The sequence below is a fragment of the Lysobacter olei genome, from assembly GCF_054777355.1.
In genome coordinates, this window is sequence record NZ_BAAHAT010000002.1 from 28,315 (window position 1) to 40,153 (window position 11,839).

Annotated in this window: 11 protein-coding genes; 1 reads left to right on the forward strand and 10 read right to left on the reverse strand. The window is 69.0% G+C overall.

Annotation, left to right across the window (positions count from 1 at the left end):
- Positions 1–27: 27 nt before the first annotated feature.
- Positions 28–813 carry a bifunctional demethylmenaquinone methyltransferase/2-methoxy-6-polyprenyl-1,4-benzoquinol methylase UbiE gene (gene ubiE / locus ACYVBS_RS02855; RefSeq protein ID WP_460821656.1) on the reverse strand — a complete coding sequence of 262 codons (786 nt, stop codon included), beginning with the start codon at positions 811–813 and terminating at the stop codon, positions 28–30.
- Positions 814–945: 132 nt separating this feature from the next.
- Here ubiE and ACYVBS_RS02860 point away from each other — a divergent pair, with 132 nt between their 5' ends.
- Positions 946–2,631 carry a GspE/PulE family protein gene (locus tag ACYVBS_RS02860; protein ID WP_460821657.1) on the forward strand — a complete coding sequence of 562 codons (1,686 nt, stop codon included), beginning with the start codon at positions 946–948 and terminating at the stop codon, positions 2,629–2,631.
- 134 nt (positions 2,632–2,765) lie between these two features.
- Here the strand turns inward: ACYVBS_RS02860 and ACYVBS_RS02865 are convergent, their stop codons facing one another.
- The 9 genes from ACYVBS_RS02865 to ACYVBS_RS02905 all read right to left on the reverse strand — a co-directional run bounded on the left by ACYVBS_RS02865 (position 2,766) and on the right by ACYVBS_RS02905 (position 11,814).
- Positions 2,766–4,529 (reverse strand): S8 family serine peptidase, encoded by a 1,764-nt coding sequence (locus ACYVBS_RS02865; RefSeq protein WP_460821658.1) that lies wholly within the window; start codon positions 4,527–4,529, stop codon positions 2,766–2,768.
- A 153-nt stretch (positions 4,530–4,682) separates the two neighbouring features.
- A complete protein-coding gene (locus tag ACYVBS_RS02870; RefSeq protein ID WP_460821660.1) occupies positions 4,683–6,428 on the reverse strand; it encodes a S8 family serine peptidase in 1,746 nt (581 codons plus the stop codon).
- Positions 6,429–6,551: 123 nt separating this feature from the next.
- The gene (gene hslU / locus ACYVBS_RS02875; protein ID WP_460821661.1) at positions 6,552–7,940 is read right to left on the reverse strand and encodes an ATP-dependent protease ATPase subunit HslU; all 1,389 of its coding nucleotides are present in this window, start codon (positions 7,938–7,940) and stop codon (positions 6,552–6,554) included.
- Positions 7,941–7,942: 2 nt separating this feature from the next.
- A complete protein-coding gene (hslV, locus tag ACYVBS_RS02880) occupies positions 7,943–8,494 on the reverse strand; it encodes an ATP-dependent protease subunit HslV (protein ID WP_460821662.1) in 552 nt (183 codons plus the stop codon).
- A 136-nt stretch (positions 8,495–8,630) separates the two neighbouring features.
- Positions 8,631–9,524 (reverse strand): tyrosine recombinase XerC, encoded by an 894-nt coding sequence (gene xerC, locus ACYVBS_RS02885; RefSeq protein ID WP_460821663.1) that lies wholly within the window; start codon positions 9,522–9,524, stop codon positions 8,631–8,633.
- A 102-nt stretch (positions 9,525–9,626) separates the two neighbouring features.
- Positions 9,627–10,301, reverse strand: a complete 675-nt coding sequence (locus ACYVBS_RS02890; RefSeq protein WP_460821664.1) for a DUF484 family protein — start codon at positions 10,299–10,301, stop codon at positions 9,627–9,629.
- A complete protein-coding gene (gene dapF / locus ACYVBS_RS02895; RefSeq protein WP_460822164.1) occupies positions 10,298–11,125 on the reverse strand; it encodes a diaminopimelate epimerase in 828 nt (275 codons plus the stop codon). The genes ACYVBS_RS02890 and dapF overlap by 4 nt, the downstream gene beginning before the upstream one ends.
- 31 nt (positions 11,126–11,156) lie before the next feature.
- Positions 11,157–11,378, reverse strand: coding sequence for an LPS translocon maturation chaperone LptM (gene lptM, locus ACYVBS_RS02900; RefSeq protein ID WP_460821665.1), 222 nt, complete (start codon positions 11,376–11,378; stop codon positions 11,157–11,159).
- A gap of 46 nt (positions 11,379–11,424) precedes the next feature.
- Positions 11,425–11,814, reverse strand: a complete 390-nt coding sequence (locus tag ACYVBS_RS02905) for a YbaN family protein (protein WP_460821667.1) — start codon at positions 11,812–11,814, stop codon at positions 11,425–11,427.
- Positions 11,815–11,839 lie beyond the last annotated feature (25 nt).

The window sequence follows — 11,839 nt, forward strand, 5'->3', positions numbered from 1 at the left end:
GGCGCTGCCACGCCGGGGCCGGGGGCTTCAGGCCTTGTAGCCGGTGTGGATCGCGACGATGCCGGTGTTGAGGTTCTTGTAGTCGCATCGCGCGAAGCCGGCCGCCTGCATCATCGCCTTCAGTTCGTCCTGCGGCGGGTGCTTGCGGATGCTCTCGGCCAGGTACTGATAACTGCCCGCGTCACCCGCGAACAGGCTGCCGAGCTTGGGCAGCACGTTGAACGAGTGGAAGTCGTAGATCGGCTTGAACCAGTCGGCTTTGACCTCGGAGAACTCCAGCACGCGCGCCTGCCCGCCGGGCTTGAGCACGCGGAACATCTCACGCAGCGCGGCGTCCTTGTCGGTGACGTTGCGCAGGCCAAAAGCAATCGTGACCAGGTCGAAGCTGGCATCGGGGAACGGCAGCTTCTCGGCATTCATCTGCACGTACTCAAAACCGTCGACCTTGCCCTTGTCGGTCATGCGGTCGCGGCCCACGCGCAGCATTTCGCCGTTGATGTCGCCCAGCACGATGCTGCCGGTGTCGCCCACGCGGTCGCGCAGCAGCAGGGCGATGTCGCCGGTGCCGCCGGCCAGGTCGAGCACGCGGTCGCCACGGCGGACCTGGGCGGTGCCGACGAAATAGCGCTTCCAGATGCGGTGGATGCCCAGCGACATCAGGTCGTTCATCAGGTCGTACTTGCCCGCGACCGAGGAGAACACCTCGGCCACCAGCTTCTGCTTCTGGGCGACGGGGACGTCGCGGTAGCCGAAGTGGGTGGTCTTGGCGGCGGAATCGGACGGGGATTCGGGCGGGGTCGGTGAGGCGCTCATGCGGCGATTATCGCACCCTTGGCGGGCGTGGCCAGCGCCGCCGCGCCCCACGCCGCACACCCAGCTTGACGCCCATCAAGACGCGCGCGCCCGTCCGGTGCACACTGAAGCAAACTCCTCTGGGAACCCCCCATGGCTGACGACGCCACGCGCGGTGAAGGACCCCTGCTGATTGCCACCCCGGCTGCCCTCGACGGGTACCTGGCCCATTACCACCACGCCACGTTCTCGCCGCTGAACCACCAGGCGGGCACTTCACTCGAGGACTGGCTGGCGCTGGGCGACGACACCAGCGAGGCCAGCTACCGCGCGGCCTGCCGGTTCGGCATCCCGCTGGTGCGGCTGGCCGGGCTAGAGCCGTCGCCGGATGCCGTGCGCCTGCTCAACCCGACCCTGGCGCGCCAGTTGCGGGCGATCCCGCTGCGCACGCACCAGGGCATGGTGGCGGTGGCAATGGAGGACCCGGGCGCCGCCAACGCGCTGGCGACCCTGGACTTCATCAGCCCCGAGCGAACCATCGTGCTGGTGGCCAGCCCGCGTGACATCCGCGAGGCCATTGCCCGGCTGTACGACCAGGTCGAGGACCGCGACATGGTCCAGCAACTGGGGCTGGACCCTGCAGCGACCGCCATCGAGAGCGAGCAGGAGGCGCAACGCCTGGCCCGCGAGGCGCCGGTGGTGCGCATGGTGAAGACCATGATCACCGAGGCGGTGCGACGGCGCGCGTCGGACATCCACCTGCGGCCGGGCGCCAACGGCACCGACGTGCTCTACCGCATCGACGACGAGATGGTGCCCGTGCGTCGCCTGATGCGCGCGCTGCATCCGGCCGTGGTCAGCCGCATCAAGGTGCTGGGCGCGATGAACCTGGCCGAACACCGCCGACCGCAGGACGGCCGCACCAGCCACGTGATGGACGACGGTCGCAAGATCGACATGCGCATCTCGGTGCTCCCGGCGGTGCACGGCGAGAGCGTGGTGGTGCGCCTGCTGGATGCCAACGAAGGCCTGTGGAGCCTGGACCAGCTGGGCCTGAGCGAGAAGGACCGCGAGCGCCTGGACGACGTGATGTCGCGCAGCCACGGCATGTTCCTGACCACTGGCCCCACCGGCTGCGGCAAGTCCACCACGCTGTATGCGATGTTGCTGGAGCTGCGCCGGCAACGCATCAACATCCTCACCATCGAGGACCCGGTGGAGTTCCACGTCGAGGACGTGCAGCAAATGCAGGTCAACCGCGCCGCGGGTTTCACGTTCGCCTCGGCGATGCGCAACTTCCTGCGCCACGACCCGGACGTGATCATGGTCGGCGAGATCCGCGACCAGGAAACGGCTGACATCGCGGTGGAAAGCGCGCTCACCGGCCACCTGATGCTGAGCACGCTGCACACCAATACCGCCGCGACCACCGTCACCCGGCTGCTGGACCTGGGCGTGGAGGCCTACCTGCTGCGTGCCTCACTGCTGGCGGTGATGTCACAGCGCCTGGTGCGCCTGACCTGCCCGCACTGCCGCGACGTGGAAACCATCAGCCCCCACATCCGGGATGCCTTGGACGTGGGCGCCGACGAGGTGTTCTACGTGGGCCGCGGGTGCCCGCAGTGCGATGGGCTGGGCGTGCACAAACGCCGCGCCGTGTACGAACTGATGGTGATGACCCCGCCCTTGCAGGCCTTGGTGGTGCCCGGCGCGCAGGCGGACTTGATCCAGCGGACCGCGATCGAAGAGGGCATGGTGCCGATCACGCAGGCGGCCGTAGCCCTGGCGCGCACCGGCGCGATATCGCTGTCGGAGGCGTGGCGGGTGCGGGCTGACTGAGCGGGTGGCGGCGACGCCGTTGCCAGTCGACCGCGGGGTGGGACCCGGGCGACGGATGGTGTGGCGTACTGCTGACAGGAAGAAAAGCGAAGGGCCCGCAAGCGGGCCCTTCGTCATGCCGGGGAGGCTACGTCTCAGTAGCTGACCGAGGCGTTGCCCGAGCACGTGCCGGTGCCCGCGTTGCAGACTTTGTAGGTCAGCGTGCCGCGGCCCTTGATCTTGACCGCATCGGTGTAGCGCCCGCTGTTGTTCACGCCCGACGCCACCTTGGCGTTGTTGCGGTACACGTCGACCGTCGCGGCACCGCCGCTCCAAGCCAGGCCTACCCGCAGCTGACCCTTGATAGTGCCGTTGTTGGTACCGGTCAGGCCAGCCGGTGCGGCGGGCGTGCTGCCGCCACCGCCGCCGAGCAGCTTTTCGGTGGCGTCGAAGGCCTGCACCAGGCCATAGCCGAACTGGGCGTCACGGCCCGGCGTGCCGAGGTCGAGCGCGGTCGAGGTCAGCGCGTCGCGGACCTGCTGGCTGGTCGCGCTGGGCTTGGCACTCCACACCAGCGCGGCCACGCCGGCCACGTGCGGGGTCGCCATCGACGTGCCGTCCATGGTGGTGTACTCGCTGACATTGGTCTGCGGCACGGTGGTCACGTTGGCCGTCTGGCCCAGTGCGCTGGCGCGCAGGGCGAGGCCGTCGGCCTGGAGCAACGTGACCGCCGGGATGCTGGACGTCACACCATCGCCCAAGGTCGCCGCGAGGACACCTTCGACGTTGTTGTAGATCATCGCGGCGCTGCCGCCACCGGCGGTGACGTTGGCCACCTTGTCGGCGAAGCTGATGTCACCGCGCTCGCACAACACCACCTTGCCCGCCCAACTGCCGGCGGCGGCGCATCGACCGCCATCGACCAAAGCGGCGCTGGCGCTGCCCTGCACGGTGCCGGTGATGGCGTTGGCCACGTAGGCATTGCCGCTGACCAGCAACTGCGCGTCGCGCGTCGGGTACGTGCTGTACACGCCCACGCCCGGCGCAGCGACTTCCACCTCGGCGTTGTACTGCGAGAAGGACGCATGCGCGTTGTTCTGGTCCGTCGCGCCGACCGACACCACCGACGCATACGAGGCCGGGTAGCTCATCGTGGTGTTGCCATCATTGCCGGCGGCGGCAATGCTCAGGATGCCCTGGTTGTTGAGGTTGGCGAACGCGTTGCTTTCGGTGGTGCTGGGCAGCGCGCCGCCCAGGCTCATGTTGATGACTTTGGCACCGGCACGCTGGCACTCGTCCGCGGCCGCGATCAGGTTGGAGACGTAGCTGAAGCGCTTGCAGGTGGGACCGTCGAAATACTTGACGATGTGCAGCGCCACCTTGCCCGGGCTGACGCCGACCACGCCACGGTCGTTGTTGGCCGCGGCGATGGTGCCCGCGACGTGGGTGCCGTGCCCGCAGGTATCGCTGTTCCAGCCGGTGGGGTAGCCCGACAGCGCGACGCCGGCGAAATCCTCATGGCTGGCATTGATGCCCGAGTCGATCACGCACACCTTGATGCCGCTGCCGTCGGCGCCGACCGCCACGGTCTCCGGCGCCTGTACCTTGGCGATGCCGTATGGCGCGGTCTGCGAATACGCATACCGCGGTGCGTCGCGTTCGACGTACTCGACGTTCGGATTGTTGCGCAGCCCCTGCAGGGCCTGCGCCGGCACGGTCACGGCGATGACGCGGTGCTTGTCCAGGCGCTGGTGCACCTTGCCGCCGGCCCCCTTCAGCGCGGCTTCTGCCTGCGCGGCCGCACCGGGCCGGAACTTGACCAGTACCCTGTTCGCGTCGGGCTGCTCACCGCTGGCGGTGGACGCGAACGACAGGAGGATCGCGGCGCCGAGCGCCAGGGCAAGCGGTTGCTGCTTCATTGCGTGTATCCGGTGGTAAAAGGTGACAGGCCATCCAACGGCCCGTGCCGGATGCCCCCCTACCCCGGACAGACCGGGACCGCGCCCCGCCCCACGCCCACGCCAACGACAAGGGCCCGCCAGGCGGGCCCTTGCACGCATCGCAGGGTGGCTTCAGAAGCTGACCGTGACCGACCCGCTGCACTCCGACGTCCCGGCATTGCACACCTGATAAGAGTACGAGCCCCGCGCACGGACCGATTCGGCATAACTACCGGTGTTGTTGAGGTTGCCGGCCACGACACCACCGTTGCGACGCACGTCCACCCGCGTCGCGCCACCGCTCCAGCTCAAGGTGATGGTCGACTTGTTCTTGGACACGGCGCCCTTGCTAGCGGCCAGGCCCGCAGGCGGGGTTGCGCCACCACCGCCGCCCCCGAGCAGGGCCTCGGTGGCGTCAAACGCCTGCACCAGACCGTAGCCGAAGTTGTTGTCGCGGCCTGCGGCCCCCAGGTCGACCGCGGTCGATTCCAGCGCGGAACGCACGTCCGCATTGGTCGCCGTCGGCTTGGCACTCCACACCAGGGCGGCGACACCCGACACGTGCGGCGTGGCCATCGAGGTGCCGTCCATGTAGGTGTAGCCGCTGGCGTTGCTCACCGCGACAGTGCTGACACTCGCGTTCTGGCCCAGCGCACCCGCCACCAGGGCCTGCCCATCCTCCTGGCTCAGGCTCAGGGCCGGGATCGTGGAGCCGCCGTTGAGCGTGCCGGAGAAGCCACCGGAAACGTTGTTGTAGATCACCGCCGCCGCGCCGCCGCCGCTGGTCACGTTGGTCACCTTCTGCGCGAAGCTGACCACGCCGCGCTCGCACAATACGACCTTGCCGGCCCAGCTGCCGACGCTGTCGCACAGCCCGCCGTTGACCAGTGCGCCCGACGCGTTGGCCTGCACCGTGCCGTCGATTGCCGAAGCCAGGTAGCTGCTGCCGTTGACCGTGAGGTCGGCGTCCTTGAACGGGTACGTGCTGAGCACGCCCACGCCCGGCGCGGCGATGTCCACCGCGTTGTTGTACTGCGAGAACGAGGCCTTGGCATTGGCGCTGTCGGTCGCCGCCACCGACATTACGCTGGCATACGAGGCCGGGTAGCTGAAAGTGGAATTGCCCGCGTTGCCGGCAGCCGCGATGCTGAGGATGCCGGCGCTGTTGAGGCTGGCGAACGCGGTGTTCTCGGTGGCGCTCGAGGTGCCGCCGCCCAGGCTCATGCTGATGATCTTCGCGCCTGCCGACTGGCAGCGGTTGGCCGCATCGACCAGCGTGGAGCTGTAGCTCCAGCCGCAGGACGCGCCGTCGAATACCTTGACGATGTGCAGGCTGACCTTGGCCGGGCTGACGCCGACCACGCCGACGCTGTTGTTGGCCGCGGCAATCGTGCCCGCCACATGGGTGCCGTGGCCGCAGCTGTCATTGTTCCAGCCACTGGGATAGCCGGTCATGCTGATGCCGGCGAACTCCTCGTGGTTCGCATTGATGCCCGAGTCGATCACGCACACCTTGATGCCGGTGCCATTGGCGCCGGTCGCCGCGGTCTCGGGCGCCTGCACGCGGGTGATGCCCCACGGGGTGGTCTGCGCCGACGGATAACGCGGCGCATCGGCCTCGATGTATTCGATGTTGGGATTGTTGCGCAGCCCCTGCAGGGCCTGGGACGGCACGGTGGCGGCGAACGCCCGCAGGCGGTCGAACCGGTAGTGCATGCGCGCCCCCGCGGCGGTGAGCGCGGCCTCGGCGGCGGCGCCCGTGCCGGGCTTGTACTTCACCCAGACCCGGTTGGGGTCGGGCTGGGCGGCAAGCGCGGTGGCGGACAGGGTGAACGCAAGGGCGGCGGCGAGTGCCGCAACGAGCTTCTGCTGCTTCATGTTTGGTCCCCGAGAGTGTGGAACGGACGAACGCGCAGTGCGCGCACTCCCCCCCCGGCGCGCACCGGTGACGCTAGACCGGTGCGCGTTAAACCCCTGTAAAGCGCTCGCCGCGCCCCCTGTTCAGAGAATGTAGCGGCTCAGGTCGGGGTCCTGCACCAGTTCGCCCAGGTGTGCGTCCACGTACGCGCGGTCGATCGCCACCCGCTGGCCGTCCCGGTCGGGCGCCTCGTAGCTCAACGTGTCCAGCAGGCGTTCGAGCACGGTGTGCAGGCGACGTGCACCGATGTTCTCCTGGCGCTCGTTCACCTGCGCCGCGATCTCGGCCAGGCGCTCGACCGCGTCGGCGGTGAACGACAGGTCCACGCCCTCGGTGCGCATCAGCTCCACGTACTGCGTGGTCAGCGCCGCCTTGGGCTCAGTGAGGATGCGCACGAAGTCGTCCTTGCTCAGCGCGCCCAGTTCCACCCGGATCGGGAAGCGGCCCTGCAGTTCAGGAATCAGGTCGCTGGGCTTGGCCAGGTGGAACGCACCGCTGGCGATGAACAGGATGTGGTCGGTATTCACCGGCCCGTACTTCGTGCTGACGGTGGAGCCTTCGACCAGCGGCAGCAGGTCGCGCTGCACGCCCTCGCGGCTGACATCGCCGCCGGTCGCGCCCGGCTGGCTGCGCTTGGCAACCTTGTCGATCTCGTCGATGAACACGATGCCGTGCTGCTCGCAGGCCTCGATCGCTGCGGCGCGGATGTCGTCCTCGTTGACCAGCTTGGCCGCTTCCTCTTCGATCAGCAGGGTGCGCGCGGCCTTGATCGTCAGCTTCTTCTTGCTGGTCTTGCCGCCCGCCATCTGCGAGAACATCTGCCGCAGTTGCTGGCCCATTTCCTCCATGCCCGGCGGCGCCATGATGTCCACCCCGACGTTGACCGCCGCGTCGAACTCGATCTCGCGCTCGTCCAGCTCGCCGGCGCGCAGTTGCCGGCGCAACTTGGCACGGGTGCTGTCATCGCCGACCGGTTCGGCACCGATGTCGACGGTGGTCGTGGACGCGCCGAAGCCGAAGCCGCCGGACGCGTCCTGCCGTCGCGGCAGCAACGCATCCAGGATGCGGTCTTCGGCGAGGTCCTCGGCGCGAGTGCGCACCTGCACCTTCGCCTGTTCGCGGTACAGCTTGACCGCGGTGTCGGCCAGGTCGCGCACGATCTGCTCTACGTCCTTGCCGACGTAGCCGACCTCGGTGAAGCGCGTGGCTTCCACCTTCACGAACGGCGCGTTCGCCAGTGTGGCCAGGCGCCGCGCGATCTCGGTCTTGCCCACGCCGGTGGGGCCGATCATCAGGATGTTCTTCGGCATCACCTCGTTGCGCAGCTCCGACGCCAACTGCATGCGGCGCCAGCGGTTGCGCAGCGCGATGGCGACCGCACGCTTGGCCTGCTGCTGGCCGACGATGTGGCGGTCGAGCTCCTGCACGATCTCGCGCGGGGTCATGGTGGCGCTGGTGGTATCGGGCTTCATGCTCACAGTTCCTCCACCACCACGTTGCGGTTGGTGTAGATGCAGACATCGCCGGCAATGCCGATCGCCTCGGTGGCGATGGTGCGGGCGTCCAGTGCGGTGTGCGCCATCAGTGCGCGCGCGGCGGACAGCGCGTACATGCCGCCCGAGCCAATCGCGATGATGCCGTCCTCCGGCTCGATCACGTCGCCGGTGCCGCTGATGATCAGCGAGGTCTCGCGGTCGGCCACCGCGAGCAGCGCTTCCAGCTTGCCGAGGCGGCGCTCGGTGCGCCAATCCTTGGCCAACTCGACGGCGGCGCGGGTCAGCTGGCCGTGCTTCTCAAGCTTGGCCTCGAACAGTTCGAACAGGGTGAAGGCATCGGCCGCGGCGCCGGCAAAACCGGCCAGCACCTGGCCATCGCGGCCGAGGCGACGCACCTTGCGCGCGTTGCCCTTCATCACGGTGGCGCCAAGGGTCACCTGCCCGTCGCCGGCGACGGCCACATGGCCGTTGCGGCGCACCGAGACAATGGTGGTGGCGTGGAAGACGTTTGGATTCTGGCTCGGGTCCATGGGGACCTTCCTGGGGGAGGAAACCCATGGATGGGGGTGGCGGCCGCCCCCCTCAAGGGAGGGGTGTCGTTCGTTGGCCTGGCGTTATGGGGCGGGAGCGAATTGAATCGAATGCCCCGAGCGGCCGGCCCGTAGCCTAGCCGCCTTCACCCTTCCGCTTGGCCCGCGGATGCGCCGCGTCGTAGACCTTGGCCAGATGCTGGTAGTCGAGGTGGGTGTAGATCTGCGTGGTGGCGATGTCGGCATGGCCGAGCAGTTCCTGCACACCCCGCAGATCTCCCGAGGATTCGAGGATGTGGCTGGCAAAGCTGTGACGCAACAAATGCGGATGCACGCGCTTGAACAGCCCTTGCCGCTGCGCGAGCTGGCGCAGGCGCAACTGCACCGCGCGCGGGCTGATGGGGCCGCCACCGCGCCCGGGAAACACCGGCGCATCGCTGTCGGCACCGGTGGATGCGCGCCATTCGTGCAGCGCGTTGCGCGCGAAGGACCCCAGCGGCACGCTGCGCTGCTTGCTGCCCTTGCCCAGCACCGTCACCAGGCCGTCGGCCAGGTCGAGGTCGCGCCAGCGCAATGCGCACAGTTCGCTCAGGCGCAGGCCGGAGGAATAGAACAGTTCCAGCAAGGCGCGATCACGCAGGCCCAACGGCGCGTCGGTCGGCACCTCGACCAGCGCCTTCACCTCATCCGGGTCCAGCACCTGCGGCAGCTTGCGCGGCGCCTTCGGGGCGCGGATCGCGGCCACGGGACTGGCAGCAAGGTGCCCCTGGCGCACGTGCCAGCCGTAGAAGCTGCGGCATGCGGACAGCCGGCGCTGCAGGCTCTTGGGCGACAGGCCGCGACGGTGCTCAGCGGCCACGAACGCGCGCAATTGCTCCGGCTGCAGGGCCACCACCTCCACACCCTGAGCGTCGCTCCACTGCGCCAAGGCTTCCAGGTCACGGCGATAGGCATCGGTCGTGTGGGCGGACATGCGTCGCTCCACCGCCAGGTACGCCAGGAACGCCTCGACCGGGGCCGGCGCGGTCATGCTGGCACGCCCCCATGACCGCATCGCATCGGCATCCTATGCCGGCGATCGCGCGCGCGCCCCAGCGGAGCGATCACGCCGGGCACGGCGTTCGACGGCAACTCAGCGCGCATACCTCGCCAACGCCTCGCTCAGCGACTCACCCATCATGCGCAGGAACAGCGTGCCCATGCCGGGGAAGAAGCGATTGGGGTCACGGCTGCCCACGGCCACCATGCCCACGCCGGGCACGGGCAGCAGCGCCGTGGACTGGACGTCGTCGGCCCGTGCGCCGTACAGCACGGCATGCTTTTCCGGCTGCAGGCGGCCGCACAACGGCTCACCCGAGCCGAGACAATCGCGGAACGACTGCAGGCGCGGGTCTTCCATAGGAACCACGTGCAGCCACTCGGCATCGTCCAGCCCGTCGACCGGCTTGAACAGGATCATTCGCACCAGGTCGCCACTGAAATCCTCCGCCAAGGACGCCGCCATCGCACGTAGCGTGTCGGCCTGCGTCGGCTGGCGCATGAGGGCCAAGGTGAGCTGGTGGGTACGCACGCTCAGGCGCTCGTTCTCCTGCGCGTTTGCGAACAGTTCGTGCAGGCGCCGCGTGAGTTCACGGTTCTTGTCGCGCAGCACGTCCAACTGGTAGCTGGCCAGCGACGCGGCCGGGCCTTCGTCGCGCGGCACCACCAGGCTGATCGCCAGGTCGGGGAACTGCTGCAGGAAGCGCGGATGGCGGCGCAGCCATGCCGCAACTTCGTGGGCGGCCAACGGCTCGGCGGTGTCGGTCATGGCATCGCGTTCTCGGTGAGGGTGCCTTCGAACACGAAGGCGGTGGGGCCGGCCATCGCCAGCGTTGCGTCGTCGTCGGGCCAGCGGATGCGAAGCTCGCCACCGGGCAGCGCCACGGTAACGTCGCGCCCGACGCGGCCACGGCGCATCAGCACTGCGGCCGCCGCACAGGCACCGCTGCCGCACGCCAGGGTCTCGCCGGCGCCCCGTTCGTAAACCCGCAATCGAATGCGGTCGAAGGCTTCGACCTGCGCAAACCCGATGTTGGCCGACTCCGGGAAGGCCGAATGCGCCTGCATCGCCGGACCGATCGTGGCGACGTCGGCCGCGGCCGTGTCAGGCACTTCGAGCACCGCGTGCGGATTGCCCATCGACACCGCGCCAAAGAACACCGGTGCGCCCTCCAACTCGAGGAAGTAGGAGTCCTGGAGGGGCGCGAAACCCAGCAGCGGGACGTGGGCCGGCCGGAAATCCGGCACCCCCATCACCACTTCGAAGTGGCCCTCGCCAAGGTCGGTGACAGCGTGCGTACCCACCGGGCTGTCGAGGCGGAACGCGCCCCCTGCCGGCGCGGCACCATCGCGCACCAGCCAGGCGGCGATGCAACGCGCGCCGTTGCCGCACTGCTGCGACGGACTGGCATCGGAATTCCAGATGCGGTAACTGGCCACGGAGCCGTCGGCGCGTGGCGGCTCGACCGTGAGGATCTGGTCGCAGCCCACCCCGCGGTGGCGGTCGCCCAGCAGGCGGCACAGCGCCGCATCGGGCGCGGGCGTGCCGTCGCGCAGGTCGATCACGACGAAGTCGTTGCCTGCGCCATGCATCTTGGTGAAGCGCAGGTCGCGGGCCACGGACTCAGCCCTTGCCGTCCCGGGGGACCGGGTCCGGCGTGGTGGGGGGTGTAGCCGGTTGCGGGGTATTTGCGTCAGCCGGTACCGGCTCGGCCGGCACCTCGTCCGCCGGCACCGGCGCGTCAACCGACACCGGTGCCTGCGGCAGCACCAGCGGGCCCTTGTTGCCACAGCCGGTCAACGGCAGCGACAGCGGAATCAACAGCAAGACGGTCTTGAGCTTCATTCGCGCAGTGTAGCGCGCCGCGGTGGCGGCTCAACGGCGTGCGGCCTCAGGGTTCCGGCCGCATCCACAGCCACGTGGCCACCACCGCCATGATGGCGCTGCCCAGCGCCGCCATCCACCAGGCCGGCGCGGTCGCGAACAGGATCAGTGCGCAGACGATCATCATCGAGACCGCCAGCCGCTTGGCGCGACGGCTGACCGCGCCGCTGCGCTCCCAATCGCGGATCATCGGCCCGAACTGGCGGTGCGCATGCAGCCAGGCATGCAGCCGCTTGGAGCCGCGCGCCGCCGCAAACCCCGCCAGCAGCACGAACGGCACCGTCGGCAGCCCGGGCACCACGATACCCACCAGCCCGAGGGCCAGCGCGGCATACGCCAGCAGCCACCACGCCCAGCGGAAACGGCCGAAGTGCTCGTCGGGGAGTTGGTCACTCATGACGCAAGTATGCGGCAGGAACGCG

Excerpts from the sequence above, each read along its gene's own strand:
- lptM (WP_460821665.1), bottom strand. The coding sequence starts at position 11,378 with ATGAAGCTCAAGACCGTCTTGCTGTTGATTCCGCTGTCGCTGCCGTTG.
- ubiE (WP_460821656.1), bottom strand. The coding sequence starts at position 813 with ATGAGCGCCTCACCGACCCCGCCCGAATCCCCGTCCGATTCCGCCGCC.
- hslV (WP_460821662.1), bottom strand. The coding sequence starts at position 8,494 with ATGGACCCGAGCCAGAATCCAAACGTCTTCCACGCCACCACCATTGTC.
- ACYVBS_RS02865 (WP_460821658.1), bottom strand. The coding sequence starts at position 4,529 with ATGAAGCAGCAACCGCTTGCCCTGGCGCTCGGCGCCGCGATCCTCCTG.
- ACYVBS_RS02870 (WP_460821660.1), bottom strand. The coding sequence starts at position 6,428 with ATGAAGCAGCAGAAGCTCGTTGCGGCACTCGCCGCCGCCCTTGCGTTC.
- dapF (WP_460822164.1), bottom strand. The coding sequence starts at position 11,125 with ATGCATGGCGCAGGCAACGACTTCGTCGTGATCGACCTGCGCGACGGC.
- ACYVBS_RS02890 (WP_460821664.1), bottom strand. The coding sequence starts at position 10,301 with ATGACCGACACCGCCGAGCCGTTGGCCGCCCACGAAGTTGCGGCATGG.
- ACYVBS_RS02860 (WP_460821657.1), top strand. The coding sequence starts at position 946 with ATGGCTGACGACGCCACGCGCGGTGAAGGACCCCTGCTGATTGCCACC.
- hslU (WP_460821661.1), bottom strand. The coding sequence starts at position 7,940 with ATGAAGCCCGATACCACCAGCGCCACCATGACCCCGCGCGAGATCGTG.
- xerC (WP_460821663.1), bottom strand. The coding sequence starts at position 9,524 with ATGACCGCGCCGGCCCCGGTCGAGGCGTTCCTGGCGTACCTGGCGGTG.
- ACYVBS_RS02905 (WP_460821667.1), bottom strand. The coding sequence starts at position 11,814 with ATGAGTGACCAACTCCCCGACGAGCACTTCGGCCGTTTCCGCTGGGCG.